General features: G+C 60.5%; 18 protein-coding genes. 9 read left to right on the forward strand and 9 right to left on the reverse strand.

Annotated elements, in window-relative coordinates:
* The first annotated feature begins 3 nt into the window (after nt 1-3).
* The 5 genes from livM to HU724_RS03735 all read left to right on the forward strand — a co-directional run bounded on the left by livM (nt 4) and on the right by HU724_RS03735 (nt 5,564).
* Entirely contained in the window at nt 4-1,305 is a 1,302-nt protein-coding gene (gene livM / locus HU724_RS03715) for a high-affinity branched-chain amino acid ABC transporter permease LivM (RefSeq protein ID WP_186567353.1), read from the forward strand.
* The gene (locus tag HU724_RS03720) at nt 1,302-2,174 is read left to right on the forward strand and encodes an ABC transporter ATP-binding protein (RefSeq protein WP_186567351.1); all 873 of its coding nucleotides are present in this window, start codon (nt 1,302-1,304) and stop codon (nt 2,172-2,174) included. Before livM ends, HU724_RS03720 begins: the two co-directional genes overlap by 4 nt.
* Nucleotides 2,171-2,887: an ABC transporter ATP-binding protein gene (locus HU724_RS03725; protein WP_133337148.1), complete on the forward strand. Its 717-nt coding sequence runs from the start codon at nt 2,171-2,173 to the stop codon at nt 2,885-2,887. The genes HU724_RS03720 and HU724_RS03725 overlap by 4 nt, the downstream gene beginning before the upstream one ends.
* An 829-nt stretch (nt 2,888-3,716) precedes the next feature.
* Nucleotides 3,717-4,481: an SDR family oxidoreductase gene (locus tag HU724_RS03730; RefSeq protein ID WP_016771914.1), complete on the forward strand. Its 765-nt coding sequence runs from the start codon at nt 3,717-3,719 to the stop codon at nt 4,479-4,481.
* Between the two features lie 177 nt (nt 4,482-4,658).
* A complete protein-coding gene (locus tag HU724_RS03735; RefSeq protein ID WP_186567349.1) occupies nt 4,659-5,564 on the forward strand; it encodes a cation diffusion facilitator family transporter in 906 nt (301 codons plus the stop codon).
* Between the two features lie 95 nt (nt 5,565-5,659).
* Here the strand turns inward: HU724_RS03735 and HU724_RS03740 are convergent, their stop codons facing one another.
* From HU724_RS03740 to HU724_RS03770, 7 genes are all read right to left on the reverse strand, one after another.
* Nucleotides 5,660-6,793, reverse strand: a complete 1,134-nt coding sequence (locus HU724_RS03740) for an AGE family epimerase/isomerase (protein WP_186567347.1) — start codon at nt 6,791-6,793, stop codon at nt 5,660-5,662.
* A gap of 180 nt (nt 6,794-6,973) precedes the next feature.
* Nucleotides 6,974-7,546, reverse strand: coding sequence for a HupE/UreJ family protein (locus tag HU724_RS03745; protein ID WP_016771911.1), 573 nt, complete (start codon nt 7,544-7,546; stop codon nt 6,974-6,976).
* A gap of 27 nt (nt 7,547-7,573) precedes the next feature.
* Complete coding sequence (gene ureG / locus HU724_RS03750) at nt 7,574-8,188, reverse strand: urease accessory protein UreG (protein WP_016771910.1); 615 nt, start codon at nt 8,186-8,188, stop codon at nt 7,574-7,576.
* Nucleotides 8,189-8,211: 23 nt separating this feature from the next.
* Complete coding sequence (locus HU724_RS03755) at nt 8,212-8,886, reverse strand: urease accessory protein UreF (protein WP_186567345.1); 675 nt, start codon at nt 8,884-8,886, stop codon at nt 8,212-8,214.
* Entirely contained in the window at nt 8,883-9,383 is a 501-nt protein-coding gene (gene ureE, locus HU724_RS03760; RefSeq protein ID WP_122699778.1) for an urease accessory protein UreE, read from the reverse strand. Before ureE ends, HU724_RS03755 begins: the two co-directional genes overlap by 4 nt.
* A 299-nt stretch (nt 9,384-9,682) precedes the next feature.
* Nucleotides 9,683-10,315 (reverse strand): TetR family transcriptional regulator, encoded by a 633-nt coding sequence (locus tag HU724_RS03765; protein ID WP_016771906.1) that lies wholly within the window; start codon nt 10,313-10,315, stop codon nt 9,683-9,685.
* Nucleotides 10,316-10,469: 154 nt separating this feature from the next.
* Nucleotides 10,470-10,892, reverse strand: a complete 423-nt coding sequence (locus HU724_RS03770) for a DUF2790 domain-containing protein (protein ID WP_016771905.1) — start codon at nt 10,890-10,892, stop codon at nt 10,470-10,472.
* Nucleotides 10,893-11,276: 384 nt separating this feature from the next.
* Between HU724_RS03770 and HU724_RS03775 the strand changes: the two genes are divergently transcribed.
* A complete protein-coding gene (locus HU724_RS03775) occupies nt 11,277-13,352 on the forward strand; it encodes an AsmA family protein (protein ID WP_076565469.1) in 2,076 nt (691 codons plus the stop codon).
* Nucleotides 13,353-13,471: 119 nt separating this feature from the next.
* Here the strand turns inward: HU724_RS03775 and HU724_RS03780 are convergent, their stop codons facing one another.
* The gene (locus HU724_RS03780; protein ID WP_016771904.1) at nt 13,472-14,002 is read right to left on the reverse strand and encodes a ferritin-like domain-containing protein; all 531 of its coding nucleotides are present in this window, start codon (nt 14,000-14,002) and stop codon (nt 13,472-13,474) included.
* 254 nt (nt 14,003-14,256) lie between these two features.
* Between HU724_RS03780 and HU724_RS03785 the strand changes: the two genes are divergently transcribed.
* Nucleotides 14,257-15,135, forward strand: coding sequence for an esterase/lipase family protein (locus tag HU724_RS03785; protein ID WP_186567343.1), 879 nt, complete (start codon nt 14,257-14,259; stop codon nt 15,133-15,135).
* A 95-nt stretch (nt 15,136-15,230) separates the two neighbouring features.
* Here HU724_RS03785 and HU724_RS03790 read toward each other — a convergent pair whose 3' ends face one another.
* Nucleotides 15,231-16,118, reverse strand: coding sequence for a DMT family transporter (locus HU724_RS03790; RefSeq protein ID WP_186567341.1), 888 nt, complete (start codon nt 16,116-16,118; stop codon nt 15,231-15,233).
* 96 nt (nt 16,119-16,214) lie between these two features.
* On the opposite strand from HU724_RS03790, the gene HU724_RS03795 reads away from it, so the two are divergent.
* Nucleotides 16,215-17,009, forward strand: coding sequence for an AraC family transcriptional regulator (locus HU724_RS03795; RefSeq protein ID WP_186567339.1), 795 nt, complete (start codon nt 16,215-16,217; stop codon nt 17,007-17,009).
* Between the two features lie 63 nt (nt 17,010-17,072).
* Nucleotides 17,073-17,378: a PsiF family protein gene (locus HU724_RS03800; RefSeq protein ID WP_122881171.1), complete on the forward strand. Its 306-nt coding sequence runs from the start codon at nt 17,073-17,075 to the stop codon at nt 17,376-17,378.
* The last annotated feature ends 159 nt before the right edge of the window (nt 17,379-17,537 follow it).

Here is a 17,537-nt window from a genome sequence, read left to right on the forward strand (position 1 = left end):
GCGATGTCTGCAACCACTGAAAAATCCATCGATATCAAAAAAAGTCTGGTCGAGGCGATTCTTGCCGGCCTGATTGCGCTGATCGTGTTCGGGCCGATTGTCGGCGTGGTCCTCGACGGCTACAGCTTCAACCTCGAAGCGACTCGCGTGGCGTGGATCATTGCCATTGTCATGGCCGGTCGCTTTGCCCTCAGCCTGTTCCTGCAAACACCCAAAGGCCTGAAAATCCTCGACGGATTCGAAAGCAGCGGTTCCGGTGTGCACGTGCTGCCGCCGGATTACAAATCGCGGCTGCGCTGGATCATCCCGCTGATTATCCTGCTGGCGATCATCGTGCCGTTTGTTTCCAACTCCTACCTGCTCGGCGTGGTCATCCTCGGTTTGATCTACGTGCTGCTGGGGCTGGGGCTGAACATCGTGGTCGGTCTGGCCGGGCTGCTCGACCTTGGTTACGTGGCGTTCTACGCCATCGGTGCCTACGGTCTGGCTTTGGGTTATCAATATCTGGGTCTGGGTTTCTGGACCGTGCTGCCACTGGCGGCGATCACCGCAGGCCTGGCCGGTTGCATTCTCGGTTTCCCGGTGCTGCGTCTGCACGGTGACTATCTGGCGATCGTGACCCTGGGCTTCGGCGAAATCATTCGTCTGGTGCTGAACAACTGGCTGTCCCTGACCGGCGGCCCGAACGGCATGCCGGCGCCACTGCCGACGTTCTTCGGCCTGGAGTTCGGCAAGCGGGCGAAGGATGGCGGGGTACCGTTCCATGAGTTCTTCGGCCTGACCTACAACCCCGACGTAAAGTATTACTTCATCTACGCGGTGCTGTTCCTGGTGGTGCTGGCGGTGCTGTACGTCAAGCATCGGCTGGTGAAAATGCCGGTGGGTCGCGCCTGGGAAGCCCTGCGTGAAGATGAAATCGCCTGCCGTTCGATGGGTCTCAACCACGTGCTGGTCAAACTCTCGGCGTTCACCATCGGTGCGTCGACGGCGGGTCTGGCCGGGGTGTTCTTCGCCACTTATCAAGGCTTCGTCAACCCGACCTCGTTCACCTTCTTCGAATCGGCGCTGATCCTCGCCATCGTCGTGCTCGGCGGCATGGGCTCGACCATTGGCGTGGTCATCGCCGCATTCGTGCTCACCGTCGCTCCGGAACTGCTGCGCGGCTTCGCTGAATACCGCGTGCTGCTGTTCGGCATCCTGATGGTGTTGATGATGATCTGGCGACCACGCGGGCTGATCCGCATCAGCCGCACCGGGGTCAAACCACGCAAAGGTGCCATTCACTACGAGAGGACTGCGCCATGAGTGAAGTCGTACTCTCTGTTGAAAGACTGATGATGCATTTCGGTGGCATCAAGGCTTTGAGCGATGTCAGCCTGAAGGTCAAACGCAATTCGATTTTCGCCCTGATCGGTCCCAATGGCGCCGGCAAGACCACGGTGTTCAACTGCCTGACCGGTTTCTACAAGGCCACGGGCGGCAAGATCGAACTCAATGTGCGCGGCCAGCAGACCAATGTCATCCAGTTGCTGGGCGAGTCGTTCAAACCGACCGATTTCGTTTCGCCGAAATCTTTCCTCAGCCGCATGTACTACAAGATGTTCGGCGGTACTCACCTGGTCAACCGTGCAGGTCTCGCCCGTACGTTCCAGAACATTCGCCTGTTCAAGGAAATGTCGGTGCTGGAAAACCTGCTGGTGGCGCAGCACATGTGGGTCAACCGCAACATGCTCGCCGGTATTCTCAACACCAAGGGCTATCGCAAGGCCGAGAGCGATGCGCTGGATGTCGCGTTCTACTGGCTCGAAGTGGTCGATCTGGTCGACTGCGCCAACCGTCTCGCCGGTGAACTCTCGTACGGCCAACAACGCCGTCTGGAGATCGCTCGGGCCATGTGCACGCGGCCGCAGATCATCTGTCTCGACGAACCGGCCGCCGGCCTCAATCCTCAGGAAACCGAAGCGCTCAGCGCGATGATCCGGCTGCTGCGCGACGAGCACGATCTGACCGTGGTGCTGATCGAACACGACATGGGCATGGTCATGAGCATTTCCGATCACATCGTGGTTCTCGACCACGGCATCGTCATCGCCGAAGGCGGGCCGGAAGCGATCCGCAACGATCCGAAAGTGATCGCGGCCTATCTGGGCGCCGACGAAGAGGAGCTGGTATGAGTCAACCGATCCTCGAACTGCGTAATCTGGACGTGTTCTACGGCCCGATCCAGGCGCTCAAAGGCGTATCCCTGCAGATCAACGAAGGCGAGACCGTCAGCCTGATCGGCTCCAACGGTGCCGGCAAGTCGACCTTGCTGATGTCGATCTTCGGCCAGCCGAGAGCGGCGGGCGGGCAGATTCTCTATCAGGGCGTCGACATCACGCAGAAGTCCTCGCACTACATCGCCTCCAACGGCATCGCGCAGTCACCGGAAGGGCGGCGGGTTTTCCCCGACATGACCGTCGAGGAAAACCTGCTGATGGGCACAATCCCGATTGGCGACAAGTACGCCAAAGAGGACATGCAGCGCATGTTCGAGCTGTTTCCACGGCTTGAAGAGCGACGCAATCAGCGGGCGATGACCATGTCTGGCGGTGAACAGCAGATGCTCGCCATCGCCCGTGCGCTGATGAGCCGGCCGAAGCTGTTGCTGCTCGATGAACCGAGCCTGGGCCTGGCACCGATCGTGGTGAAGCAGATCTTCGCCACGCTGCGCGAGCTGGCGAAAACCGGCATGACCATCTTTCTCGTCGAGCAGAACGCCAACCATGCGCTGAAGCTGTCGGATCGGGCGTATGTGATGGTCAACGGCGAGATTCGCCTGAGCGGCACCGGTAAAGAGTTGTTGGTGAATGAGGAGGTGCGTAACGCCTATCTGGGCGGGCACTGATTTTCTCGACGGTTGTATACAGCCCCGGCGACGAGAGTCCCGGGGCTTTTTTATCCTTCAAACTCACTGTGTAGGAGCTGCCGAAGGCTGCGATCTTTTGATCTTAAAAAAATCGGAAAATCGCAGCCTTCGGCAGCTCCTACATGGAATCAAGGCAAGACATCAAGCGTAATTCGGAATTGTGGAAAACAAATTCCCCAAGCTGCCAAAGCGCGACATATAGACGCTGCAAATGGCTGTTTTTGCACAGTTTTGACTTGTCCCCGGTTACTGTGGAACTGGCTGTGAATAACGTGGGTGTATATGGTTGCAGGCCTTGTAAAGCGTGGCCTCCAGGCTTGTGATTGTTTTTTGATCAGTCAATTTCAGGCAGGCGTGAGGCGCCATTGTCAACCTTTTTATAGCGCATCCAGGTCGGTTAGTTTCGTGTGTAAAAGCCTGTGGATAAGTCTGTGACTAAACTCTGGAAAGACCTCGCGGAGCGCCGTAATTGCTGGCCTCGCGCAATCACCCGGTTGCACCGTCCGTCGTGCAAAATGCCCTGTGCCGCACATCCCCTGCCTCACGGTCAAGCAAAAAACTTTCCATTTCGCCCGCAAAGCCTTGTGTGGCGCGGCTTTGCGCGTTTGCACTTGCCCCCGGAAACTGTGGAGCAGACTGTGGATAACATGCGTGCACATGGCTACAGGCCACGCTGGCTATGGCCTAGGCAGGTCTGGTTGATTTTTGTACAGCTGGCAAGTGTTGCCCGTATCCGCGAGGGCGGGCATGCTGCCTGCTGATTTTCTATTCCAAGGGCTGCCGTGGCGGCCGAAGCAAGGAGAACACGATGTCCGACACCCTGTTTATCACCGGCGCGACGTCCGGTTTTGGTGAAGCCTGTGCCCGGCGTTTTGCCGAGGCTGGCTGGAAGCTGGTCCTGACCGGCCGTCGTGAAGAACGCCTCAATGCCCTGTGCGCCGAGCTGTCGAAGCAAACCGAAGTGCACGGTCTGGTTCTCGATGTGCGTGATCGCAAAGCGATGGAAGAGGCAATCGCCAACCTGCCGCCGTCGTTCGCCAAACTCCGTGGCCTGATCAACAACGCCGGCCTGGCGCTCGGCGTCGACCCGGCGCCGAAGTGCGATCTGGATGACTGGGACACCATGGTCGACACCAACGTCAAAGGCCTGATGTACGCCACCCGCCTGCTGCTGCCTCGGCTGATCGCCCACGGCCGTGGTGCCGGTATCGTCAACCTCGGTTCCATCGCCGGCAACTACCCGTACCCGGGCAGCCACGTGTACGGCGCGAGCAAAGCCTTCGTCAAACAGTTCTCGCTGAACCTGCGTTGCGACCTGCAGGGCACTGGTGTGCGGGTCAGCAACATCGAACCCGGCCTGTGCGAAAGCGAGTTCTCGCTGGTGCGTTTTGCCGGTGACCAGGAACGCTACAACGCCACTTACGCTGGCGCCGAGCCGATCCAGCCACAGGACATCGCCGAGACGATTTTCTGGGTGATGAACACCCCGGCGCACATCAACATCAACAGCCTGGAGCTGATGCCGGTGAGCCAGACCTGGGCCGGGTTTGCCATCGAGCGTAACAAGGCTTGATACCGCGCTGAGGCCATTCGCGAGCAGGCTCGCTCCCACAGGAGAATGCATTTCAAACTGTGGGAGCGAGCCTGCTCGCGAAAAGGCCGGCACAGGCAAAACAGGACGATAAGCTAAACTCCGCACTCAACCAGCCCACTGCATTCGGCGGTGTGCAAGGTTTCATGAGGAGTTCAAGTGAGTAACCGAGGTGAGCAGGCACTGCTCAAACAGTCGACGCTGCTGATGCTGGCGGTGTCGATTGCCGGGATCGTCACCGGTTTTGTTTCAGGTTCGCAATCCATCCTGTTCGATGGCTTTTTTTCGCTGATCGCGACGTTCATCAAAATCCTGATGCTGATCACCGCCCGGCTGATTGCCAAGCAAAGCAATCAGCGTTTCCAGTTCGGCTTCTGGCATCTGGAACCGATGGTGCTGCTGATCGAGGGCAGCTTCCTGCTGTTGATCGCCATCTACGCCTTTCTCAACGGCGTGTTCGGCATCATCAATGGTGGCCGCGATATCGAGCTGGGTCTGGTGATCGTCTACGCGGCGGTATTCACCGTCGTCGAGTTCGCGTACTTCTTCTACGTGCGTCAGCGCAATCGCACGCTCAAATCCAGCCTGATCCAGTTCGACAACATCAGTTGGCTGGTCGACGCGATGCTGTCTGTGGGCCTGTTGATCAGTTTCCTCGCCGCGCTGCTGCTCAAGTCCCAGGGCTATGGCGAGTGGGCGGTGTATGTCGACCCGCTGATCCTCATCGTCCTGGCGCTGACCATGCTGCCCCCGGCGTTCAAAATCCTCGGCCCGGCGTTGCGTGATGTACTGGGTATTGCCCCGGACACTCTGGATGAGCAGGTCAGGCAGGTCATGGAGGTGGCGAAGGTCGAGCATGGTTTCGACGATTACGTGTCCTACGTGCAAAAGCACGGCCGGGCGAGGTTCATCGAAATTCATGTGGTGTTGCCGGCGGATTATCCGCTGCGCAATGTCGCGCAGCTGGACGCGCTACGTGAGCAGATATCGGCGCAGTTGGGTGAACCGGATGCGGCGAGGTGGCTGACGATCAGCTTCACCGGGGACAAGAAGTGGATTGCCTGATGACCGCGTAACGGCATTCGCGAGCAGGCTCGCTCCCACAGGGGAATGCATTTCAAACTGTGGGAGCGAGCCTGCTCGCGAAAGCAATTGTTCAGTCAGCGAAGATATTCAGCCAGCCCGTGATAGCAAGTCGCCAAATGATAAGGCGTAGTCGAAGGCATGTCCTTGCGGCTGACCTCCCCATTTTCATCCCGACACTCATGCCAGCCGCCGGCATGCAGAAACCGCTGCTGCAACGCCTGCAACTGGCGCAGTACTACCGCTTCGCTGTCCGCCCGCAAGGTCAGCGCGCGCAGATATTCGGCCTGAGCCCAGATCCGCTGGGTCGAATCCCTTGGCCGTCCATTGCCATCCAGATCGAGCATCGCCCGCACCGCGCCGCAGGACTCCAGCACGCCGTACTGCTCGGTAAAGGCAAATGCCCGATCCAGCGCCCGGTGCAGTTTCGAATCGCGCAACAGCGCCGACGATTCGAGCAGGAAATACCATTCGAACTGGTGCCCCGGTTCGTACCAGTTATCCACAGCCCCCAGTGGCTTCTCCATCAATACGCCATATTGCGGATCGACGAATTGCTTGTGCATGGCTGTGCATAACTCAAGCAGGGCCTTCTGCGTCTGCGGGTCTTCGCGCACCGCCAGAGTGGCGAGGAAGGCTTCGGCCAAGTGCATCAGTGGATTTTGCAGTGGGCCGGTTTGCAGGGTGAGCCAATCACGCTCAAGGCAGGCTTCGTACAAACCGTCGCCGGTGGCGAATCGGCGGCCAATGATTTCCAGCGCGGCGTTCAATGTCGACTCGGCCAGCGAATCCCGGGACTTGTCCCAGTAATGCGCGCAGGCGAACAGGATGAAGGCGTGGGTGTAGAGATCCTTGCGCTGGTCCAGCGGCTTGCCCTGTGCGTCGATGCTGTAAAACCAGCCGCCATGCTCGGCATCATGGAAGTGCCGTTGCAGGGAACGGAACAGCGCGGCGGCGCGGACTTCGGCGTTATCCACAACCCCGATCAGGCTGGAGAACAGATACAGCTGCCGTGCGCAGGCCATCGCCCGATAGCGTTGCGCTGGCAGCGGTCGATGCGCGGCGTCCAGCGCCTCGTACGGCAACGCCATGTCGGCATTCCAGCCCGGGCCTTGCCACAGCGGCACGATCACGTCGAGGAAGTGCTGCTGCACTTGGCCAAACAGGGCGGTCAATTCGGGCAGGGCGGTGGAGCGGGAAGCGTGGGGCATGGGCGGGCGTCACGGGCTGGGGCGATTGCGCGACATGGTAGCAGAGAGCACCGCTTGAGAGAGGCGGTGTCTGTCAGGCCGTCTTCGCGAGCAGGCTCACTCCCACAGTGGATTTGCAGCGTACACAAAACCTGTGGGAGCGAGCCTGCTCGCGAAGAGGCCGGTTCAGGCAATAAAAAATCAGCCTGCGAGCAACCACACGCCGGTCGCCGCCGAAGCCGCACCCGCCAACCGCACCAGCGGCGCCGCTGCCTGCGGAAGAACTCGCACCACGCCATAACCGAGCGCATGCAAAACCGCTGTCGCCGCGACGAACCCGGCCGCATACGCCCACGGACTGCTCATGTCCGGTAACTCCAGCCCATGCGCCACGCCATGGAACAGCGCAAACAGCGCCGTCGCTGCCACTGCCATCACCAGTGGCGGACGTACCGCCAGTGCCACGGCCAGGCCCAGCGCCAATACCGAGGCGGCAATTCCGCTTTCCAGCGCCGGCAACTCCAGCCCTTCAAAACCGAGCAGGCCGCCCAGCAGCATGGTGCCGACGAAGGTGCACGGCAGCGCCCAGCGCGCCGCGCCTTGTTGCTGCGCCGCCCACAAACCGACGGCGAGCATTGCCAGCAAGTGGTCGAGCCCGCCGATCGGGTGGCTGATGCCGGCGACCAGACCGCTGTCGCCATGCCCCGGGTGAGCGAAAGCCAGTGCCGGTGTCAGCAGCAACGCCAGAGCGCCAAGAATGCGTTTGAGTGTCATGGATAAGCTTCCTTGTGGATAAGTGGATCAGGCGGCGGTCAGCAGGCCCTGACGTTCGATGAAGGCGATGATTTCTTCGAGGCCCTGACCGGTTTTCTGGTTGCTGAACACGAACGGCTTGCCGTTGCGCATGCGTTTGGTGTCGCTGTCCATCATTTCCAGCGAGGCGCCCACCAGTGGCGCCAGGTCGATCTTGTTGATCACCAGCAGGTCGGACTTGCAGATCCCCGGGCCGCCCTTGCGCGGCAGCTTGTCGCCGGCGGAGACGTCGATCACGTAGATGGTCAGGTCGGACAGCTCCGGGCTGAAGGTCGCCGAGAGGTTATCGCCGCCGGACTCCACCAGAATCAGATCCAGCCCGGGAAAACGCCGGTTCAGTTGATCGACCGCTTCGAGGTTGATCGAGGCGTCTTCGCGGATCGCCGTGTGCGGGCAGCCGCCGGTTTCCACGCCGATGATCCGCTCCGGCGCGAGGGCTTCGTTGCGCACGAGGAAATCGGCGTCTTCGCGGGTGTAGATGTCATTGGTGACCACGGCGAGGTTGTAGCGCTCGCGCAGGGCCAGGCACAGGGCCAGGGTCAACGCGGTCTTGCCGGAACCGACCGGGCCGCCGATGCCGACGCGCAGAGGTTGTGTATCCATTTCATTCTCCAAAATAAACAGCCCTAAGAGCGGAAGAGACGGCTGTACTGGCGCTCGTGGGCCATGCACGCCAGAGACAGGCCAAAGGCGGCGCTGCCGATGTGTTCGGGGTTGAGGTGGGTCGCGTCGTGCTGCGCCTGTTGCAGCAGCGGCAGCAGTTCGCTGGTCAGGCGCTGGGCGGCTTGCTGGCCCAGCGGCAGGGTTTTCATCAACACGGCGAGCTGGTTTTCCAGCCAGCTCCACAGCCACGCGGCGAGGGCGTCCTGCGGGCTGATGCCCCAGGCCCGTGCTGCCAGTGCCCAGCACAAGGCCAGGTGCGGTTCTGGGGTCTGGTCAAGAAAGTCGCGGGCAGGCGCGTCGAGTTCCGGCAAACCGTTCAACAACTGCTGCAAGGAGTAACCCATCTGCCGGCTCTCCAGATGCAACTCACGGGTTTCGCGACTGGCGCGGTGGCTCTCGCAGAGTTGTCGTAGCTCGGCCCAGTTTTCATCTGCTGCGGCTTGGCAATGCGCCAACAGCAGCGGCGCTTCGAAGCGGGCGAGATTGAGCAGCAGTTGATCGCTGATCCAGCGGCGGGCGGCGTCCGGGTTGTGGACCCGGCCGTTATCCACCGCCATTTCCAGACCCTGGGAATAGCTGTAGCCGCCAATCGGCAATTGCGGACTGGCCAGACGCAGCAGCGCCCAGGCCGGATTCACAGGCGCACGCCGAACTGGTGAAGTTTTGGCGCGTAGTTGAAGTCTTCGTCACCGTGGCGGGAATGATGATGGCCGCCGCCGTAAGCGCCGTGTTCCGGCTGGAACGGCGCTTCGATAGCCTCGACCCGGGCGCCGAGCTGTTCGAGCATCGCCTTGAGCACGTAATCGTCGAGCAGGCGTAGCCAGCCATCGCCGACTTGCAGGGCGACGTGGCGGTTGCCGAGGTGATAGGCCGCGCGCGTCAGTTCGAACGCATTGGCGCACGTGACGTGGAGCAGTTGTTCGGGACGGGCGCAGACGCGCACGACACGGCCGTCTTCGGCCTGCAGACATTCGCCGTCATACAGCGGTGGCTGGCCGCGCTCCAAAAACAACCCGACGTCTTCGCCTTCGGCACTGAAACAGCGCAAACGGCTTTTGCTGCGCGCTTCGAAGGTCAGGTGCAGCTCGGCGGCCCAGGCGGGTTGAGGGTCGATTCTGCGATGAATCACCAGCATCGGAAAGCTTCCAGCAATGAACGTTGATTGGGCTAGAGCAAGCGCCGCGCCAATCGGGCGATCTGTAGGAAATAGCTGTCGGCGCGTGCCTGATCTTTCAACAGGCGCGGTGATTCTGGAAGGTTTTGGTGCATGAAGGATTTGTCATGCACCAAAGCGAGGCCATGACGGATGTTCAATGTGGGAGCGAGCCTGCTCGCGAATGCGCCGTGTCAGACAGATGTATTCAGCTGACTCAGCGCTTTCGCGAGCAGGCTCGCTCCCACGGGGGCTTTGCGCTGTGTCAGATAGAGAAGGGATTACTCGGTACTGCCCAGCCCTTGCCAGTGCTTGAGGCCGATGAAGATGAAGCGCAGTTGCTGGGTGATCTTCGCCTGCGGGGTCAGGTGCTCCGGCAAGGCCTCGGCGGGTGGGTCGATGATGTCGGGGAGGGTGGCGAACACCGATTTGACGATCAGGTCGGCCATCACGCTGAGGCCGGCCAGATCCAGATGTTGCAGCTTGGGCATCAGCGCCAGGTCCGCCGCGAGGTCGGCGCTGATGTTCTCCCGCAGGCGTCCGATCGCCTGGCGCACCGGCAGCGAGCCGCCGTATTGTTCGCGGGCGAGAAACAGGAATTGCGAGCGGTTGGCGTTGACCACATCAAGGAAGATGCGCACCGAAGCGTCGATGATGCCGCCCATGACGAATTCATTGTGCCGCACCAGGCGGATGGTCTCGCGGAAGGTCTGGCCGACTTCGCTGACCAGTACCAGACCCAACTCGTCCATATCGGCAAAGTGCCGGTAGAAACCGGTGGGCACGATGCCGGCGGTCTTGCTCACTTCGCGCAGGCTCAGGCTGCCGAATCCTCGGCCGCTTTCCATCAGGTGGCGGGCAGCGTCCATCAGGGCGTTGCGGGTCTGTTGTTTCTGTTCGGCGCGGGGCAGCATCGCAGGGTGTGTTCTTCGGCAGGACAAGCGCCGCACTCTAGCAAATCGGCTTTGTCGGCGTCGAACGGGGAGTCATGCAGCGAGGGATTCACAGAAGCTGAAAAGTCAAAAGCCCAATCCGCTGATTGGGCTTTTTCGCTGGGCCGTCATAGGCTCAGCTCACGGCGCTGTTGCGTTCGATCACACGGTCACCACCACCTTCGGCGAGGGCTTGACCTTGTGGAGTCTTGTCGTAGCCGTCTTCCACCAGGCCTTTTTCTTCGAGACGATTGCGGCCGTTTTCGGCTACAGCCTGGCCTTGTGGCGTCTTGTCATAGCCATCTTCAACCAGACCTTTTTCCTGGAGGCGGTTGCGACCGTTTTCAGCCAGAGTCTGACCTTGTGGGGTTTTGTCATAGCCGTCTTCAGCAAGGGTCTGGCCTTGTGGAGTTTTGTCGTAGCCGTCTTCAGCGAGAGTCTGGCTGAACACCGAGTGGCTGTCTTTGACTTGCGGAGTAGCCTGATCGGCAGCGGGCAGGGCGAAAGCAGTGCTGGCTAGCATCGACAGGGTAAGGCTGAGCAGTAATTGGCGTTTCATGATAGTGGCTCCTTGGGAGGGCGATAAAGTGGGTACGAGGGCAATGCTACTCTCGATAAGTCGATATAAAAGTTCATAAACGCAATGGTAATAATCAACAGAATTGATTGTTCGGCGCGAAGGCTCTAGATCGGGCCTTTGCGGGCGACGGTTTTGCACCGTCGTGGGTATTTTCGACTCACTCGCGCCTCGTAAAAGTGCGGATCGCGGTAACACTGCTCGACCGATCGGTCAGTTTTGCCGGGCTTTTTATGGCTTAAACTGCCTTTCAATTAAACCTGCGGGCCTTTCGCCAGTCACAGACTGCATAGGGGCCGCTTCGGTCTGCCGTTTCAGCTGTGCGTCGGGATGTTCGGCGTGCGGTCGTGATCAGGAGCTTTGTGCATGACGCGCACTGGAAAAATCTTCAGCTGGACCTTCGCCATCCTCGCGCTGCTGCTGGCAGCCTTGATTCTGATCATCGTGTTTTTCGACTGGAACCGGATCAAACCCACGATCAACGCCAAAGTTTCGGAAGAACTGCACCGGGCGTTTGCCATCAATGGCAACCTCGCGGTGATCTGGCAGCGCGAGCCGGAAGAAGGCGGCTGGCGCTCTTGGGTGCCGTGGCCGCATGTGGTCGCCGAGGACTTGAGCCTGGGCAACCCGGACTGGTCGAAACAGCCGCAGATGGTCACGCTCAAACGCGTCGAGCTGCGCATTTCGCCGCTGGCCCTGCTGGCCCAGCGCGTGGTGATTCCGCGCATCGACCTGACCGAGCCGAATGCCGAACTGCAACGTCTGGCCGATGGCCGCGCCAACTGGACCTTCAAATTCGATCCCAAGGACCCGAACGCCGAGCCGTCGAGCTGGGTGGTCGATATCGGCGCGATCGGTTTCGACAAGGGCCACGTGACCCTCGACGACCAGACCCTGAAGACCAACCTCGATGTGCTGATCGACCCGCTCGGCAAGCCGATTCCCTTCAGCGAGATTGTTGGCGACAAAGCGGCGAAAACCGCTCAGGACAAGGGCGGCGCACCGCAGGACTATGCCTTTGCACTCAAGGTCAAAGGCCAATACCACGCGCAGAACCTCACCGGGCAGGGCAAGATCGGCGGGTTGCTGGCCTTGCAGGACGCGAGCAAGCCGTTCCCGTTGCAGGCCCAGGCGAAGATCGGCGATACCCGTATCGAACTGGCCGGCACCCTGACTGACCCGCTGAATCTCGGCGCCCTCGACCTGCGCTTGAAACTCGCTGGCGACAGTCTCGGCAATCTCTACCCACTGACCGGCGTGACGCTGCCGGACACCCCACCGTATTCCACCGACGGCCACCTGATCGCCAAGCTGCATGACGAGGCCGGGGCAAAATTCACTTATGAGAAATTCAACGGCAAGATCGGCGACAGCGACATCCACGGCGACCTGACCTACGTGGCCAGCCAGCCACGGCCGAAACTCACGGGTGCGTTGCTCTCCAATCAACTGCTGTTCGCCGACCTTGCACCGTTGATCGGTGCCGATTCCAACACCGAGCAAAAGGCCCGTGGCGGCGCGAGCAAGCAGCCGGCAGACAAAGTCCTGCCGGTCGAAGAGTTTAAGACTGATCGCTGGCGCGCCATGGACGCGGATGTCGAGTTCACCGGCAAGCGCATCGTTCACAGCGAGAAGCTGCCGTTCAACGACCTCTATACCCATCTGAAACTCAACGACGGCGAACTCAGCCTGGAACCGCTGCGCTTTGGCGTCGCCGGCGGCACCCTGGATGCGCTGATCCGCCTCAATGGCCGCACCGAGCCGTTGGAAGGCCGGGCGCGGTTGACCGCACGCAAATTCAAACTCAAAGAGCTGTTCCCCACTTTCGAGCCGATGAAAACCAGTTTCGGTGAGCTCAATGGCGATGCCGACATCAGTGGCCGGGGCAACTCCGTGGCCAAGCTCCTCGGTGGCGCCAACGGCAATCTGAAGATGCTGATCAACGACGGTGCGATCAGCCGCGAGCTGATGGAACTGGCCGGGCTCAACGTCGGCAACTACGTGGTCGGCAAGATCTTTGGCGACAAGGAAGTGAAGATCAATTGCGCGGCCGCGGACTTCGACATCAAGACCGGCCTGGCCACGACACGGCTGTTTGTCTTCGATACCGAGAACGCAATCATCTACATCGATGGCACGGCGAACATGGCCACCGAGCAACTCGATCTGACCGTGACCCCTGAGTCGAAAGGCTGGCGACTGATCTCCCTGCGCTCGCCGCTGTATGTGCGCGGCAAATTCATCAAACCGGATGCCGGCGTCAAAGCCGTACCGTTGATGCTGCGCGGGGCGGGGATGGTTGCGCTGGGCGTGATAGCCGCACCGGCGGCGGGATTGCTGGCGCTGGTGGCGCCGAGCGGTGGCGAGCCGAATCAGTGCGCGCCGTTGCTCGAGCAGATGAAGCAGGGCAAGGCGCCGGTGACCGTTAAACCCAGCAAGTAATGCGGCGTCTCTGAGGGCGCCTTCGCGAGCAGGCTCGCTCCCACATTCGAACGCATTCCTTCAATTGGAATACGTTCCAGTGTGGGAGCGAGCCTGCTCGCGAAAGCGGTGTGACGGGATTACAGATCGTTGAGGATATCCGCCATGTCGTCGGCGTGTTCTTCTTCCTGGGCAAGGATGTCTTCGAAGATGCGGCGGGTGGTCGGGTCCTTGTCACCGATGTACTGAATGATTTCGCGGTAGCTGTCGATGGCGATGCGCTCGGCCACCAGATCTTCGTAAACCATTTCCTTGAGTGTGTTGCCGGCCACGTATTGCGCGTGGGACATCTTGCTCAGCAGGTCAGGGTTGAACTCCGGTTCGCCGCCCAGTTGCACGATGCGTTCGGCGAGGCGATCGGCGTGCTCGGCTTCCTGGTTGGCGTGCTCGAGAAATTCGTCGGCGGCGACGTTGGCTTTCAAGCCGTTGGCCATGAAGTAGTGGCGCTTGTAGCGCAAGGTGCACACCAGCTCGGTGGCCAGCGACTCATTGAGCAAACGCAGTATTTCTTCACGGTTGGCGTTGTAGCCCTCGGTGACCGCGCCGTTTTCCACGTGTTGCCGCGCGCGTTCACGCAGGGTTTGAACATCAGACAAATGCACGTCACTCATTTCATTCTCCTGGAGGCTAATCCGATAGGCGCCACGTTCTGAAGACGCGGTCGCTACTCAGGGTGTGAGTCTTGAGCGAAGCGAAAAGTTTTATGCGATTTACGCCGGACTCCGTGCAGCAACTGCTGAAGACTGCGATGTCGGGAGGCTCAGAACTGGAATAGGCTTATCGTTGAGTTGTCATCGTCGAGGTGGATGCTTGGCGAGCGTCTTGCACGTCTGGCCTCCACCCACCGCGCACAAGGATGTACCCCATGTCGACACGTTATCCACTGGTGCTGGTGCCGGGCATGCTCGGCTTTGTCCGGCTGCTGCTTTACCCGTATTGGTTCGGCATCATCAAGGCCTTGCGCCGTGGTGGTGCGACGGTGGTCGCGGTGCAGGTTTCGCCACTCAATTCCACGGAAGTGCGCGGCGAGCAGTTGCTGACGCGGATCGAGGAAATTCTCCGCGAGACAGGGGCGCCGAAGGTCAATCTGTTCGGTCACAGTCAGGGCGCGTTGACCGCGCGGTATGCGGCGGCGAAGCGTCCGGATCTGGTGGCCTCGGTGACTTCGGTCGCCGGGCCTAATCACGGCTCCGAACTGGCCGATTATCTGGAAAAGCACTATCCCGCCAACAGCGCCAAGGGGCGCGTGCTCGAAGCGTTGCTGCGCCTGATCGGCTGGATCATGGCACTGCTCGACACGGGTTATCACGGGCCGAAACTGCCGGTGGATATCCACGCTTCCCACCAATCGCTGACCACGGCGGGCGTTGCATTATTCAATCAACGTTATCCACAAGGACTGCCGCAAACGTGGGGCGGGCAGGGGCCGGAAGAGGTCAATGGTGTGCGTTACTACTCCTGGTCAGGGACGCTGCAACCGGGCAAGACCGATCGTGGCGGCAATCTTTTCGACGGCACCAACCGCAGTTGTCGCTTGTTCGCCCGGACCTTCGTTCGCGAGCCGGGGCAGTGCGACGGCATGGTCGGCCGTTACAGCTCGCATCTGGGCACGGTGATCGGTGATGACTATCCGCTGGATCATTTCGACATCGTCAATCAGTCGCTGGGGCTGGTGGGCAAGGGCGCAGATCCGGTAAGGCTGTTTGTCGAGCATGCGGCGCGGCTGGAGGCTGCAGGGTTATAGCCAACAGACCGCGTCATCGTTCTTCGCGAGCAGGCTCGCTCCCACAGGTGTCTGCATTTCAACGTGGGAGCGAGCCTGCTCGCGAAGGGGCCTTATCAGGCAACGCCGACCCGCCGGCCCAGAACCGTGGTCCAGCGCTCCGACAAAACCACCCCGCCCAAGGTCAGCAACCCTCCCACCAGGTGATACATCGCCAACTGTTCCTTCAGCACCACTGCTGCAATCAGCGCGGTAATCAATGGCAGCAGATTGAAGAACAACGTCGTCCGGCTCGGTCCCAGTCGCTGCACCGCCTGCATCCACGCCAGCGGCGCGACCATCGAGGCCAGCAGACACGCATACAGCACCAGTGGCACGTTCTGCAGGTTCAGCCCGGTCTTCGGCGACATCGCGAACAGCGGAAACAACACCACAATCGCCACCAGCACCTGCAAGTACAGCAGCACCAATGGCGGCAGGCGCAGTTGCCACTTTTTCAGCAGCGTGCTGTAAACCGCATAGGCCAGCGTGGCGATCAGCATCATCGCATCGCCCAGATTGACCCCGTGTTGCAGCAGCGCTCCGAGGCTGCCGGATGACACCACTACCAGCACGCCAGCGAACGACAGCACCGCACCGACCAGCGCACCAGCCGTCAGGCGCTGGCCGAGGCTGATGATCGCCATGGCCAGCGACATCAATGGCATCAACGACAGGATGATGCCCATGTTGGTCGCGGTGGTCAGTGTTGCGGCGAAATAGGCGAGGCTCTGATACACCGCCATGCCGAGCACGCCGAGGACGAAAATCCGCCTCAGGTTCGGCCGAATCTGCGGCCAGTGGGCGATGACTTTCTTCAGCATGAATGGCGTGAACAGCACGCCGGCCAGCAGCCAGCGATAGAAACCGATCTCGGCGGGGAAGATCGCGCCGACCGCCAGTTTGTTGATCACGGTGTTGCCGGCCCAGATGAAAATCGCCAGCAGGGGAAACGCGTATTGCATGGGACAAAACCAGAACGTTGATGAAGGGCGATTATCGCCTGTCTGGATGCAGGCCTATACTGCGAACCGGACAACCTGCCTTTGCATCCGGACAGCATGAACAGCAAACACATCGATCTGCTCGATTTCAACGAATTGCCATCAGCGGTGTACTTCCGCTACGCCGATTTCAATGCCCACGAATATGCTGCGCCGCACCGGCACCCTTGGGGCACGCTGGAATATGCGGCCCATGGCGTGTTGCACATGGATGTCGACGGCAGCCGCTTCATGTCGCCGCCGCAGTACGCGGTGTGGGTGCCGCCCGAGGTCGAGCACAGTTTCTACAGCCATCAGCCGGTCAACTATCGCGCGGTGTGTCTTGATCCAAGTGTTTGCACACGGTTGCCGGCGCGGGCCTGCACCTTGGCGATCAGTGACATCCTCAAGGCGATTCTCAAAGACTTCGCTGCCCGCGACGTGAAGATTCCGGAGCATGAGGCCGATCAGCGTCTGGCCCAGGTATTGGTCGATCAACTGCAACAGGCACCGGTGCAGGAATGTTACCTGCCGTATGCGAGCAGTCCTGGCTTGCTGGCGATTCTCGACAACCTGCAGGCCGCCCCGGGCGACAACCAACCGTTGGCGCATTGGGCCGCGCAGGTGCATGTCAGCGAGCGCACCCTGGCCCGGCAGTTTGTCCGCGAGCTGGGCATGAGCTTTGGCGAATGGCGTCAGCGCTTGCGTTATCTGGCGGCGATCGAGGCGCTGGAAACCTCGCGTTCGGTGCAGGAAATCGCTTTCGACCTCGGCTACAGCAGCGGCTCGGCCTTCATCGCCATGTTCGCTCGCCAGGCCGGTTGCACGCCGGAGCAGTATCGGCGCAGCCACCTCGAGGGCAGGAAGGTGTAACGAGCTTTGACTACACTGCGACAGAGGCCGCATCCATCGGTGCGGCAACAAGGAGAAAACTCCATGAAGATGTTGCGTGTGCCGTTGTTGATGATCGGGCTGCTTGTGTGTTCCCAGGGTTTCGCCGCCACGGCGCAACAGAACAAGATGACCACCTGCAATGCCGATGCGACCGCCAAAAGCCTGAAGGGCGATGAGCGCAAGGCGTTCATGAGTACCTGCCTGAAAGCGGCGCCAGCGGCCAACGATGGCAAGGAGCTGACCCCGCAGCAGCAGAAGATGACCACCTGCAATGCCGATGCGAAAACCAAGGCGCTGGCCGGCGATGCGCGCAAGGCGTTCATGAGTGAGTGTCTGAAAAAAAAGTGAAACGGTAAATAATGTGGTGAGCTTGCCGGCCTCTTCGCGAGCAGGCTCGCTCCCACATTTGAAATGCATTCCCCTGTGGGAGCGAGCCTGCTCGCGAAAGCGTCGGTGAATGCACCGCCATTCCCACGCCCCGCATATCCCTAGTGCTAACCCCGGATC

This window comes from Pseudomonas iranensis (assembly GCF_014268585.2).
Lineage (GTDB): Bacteria > Pseudomonadota > Gammaproteobacteria > Pseudomonadales > Pseudomonadaceae > Aquipseudomonas > Aquipseudomonas iranensis.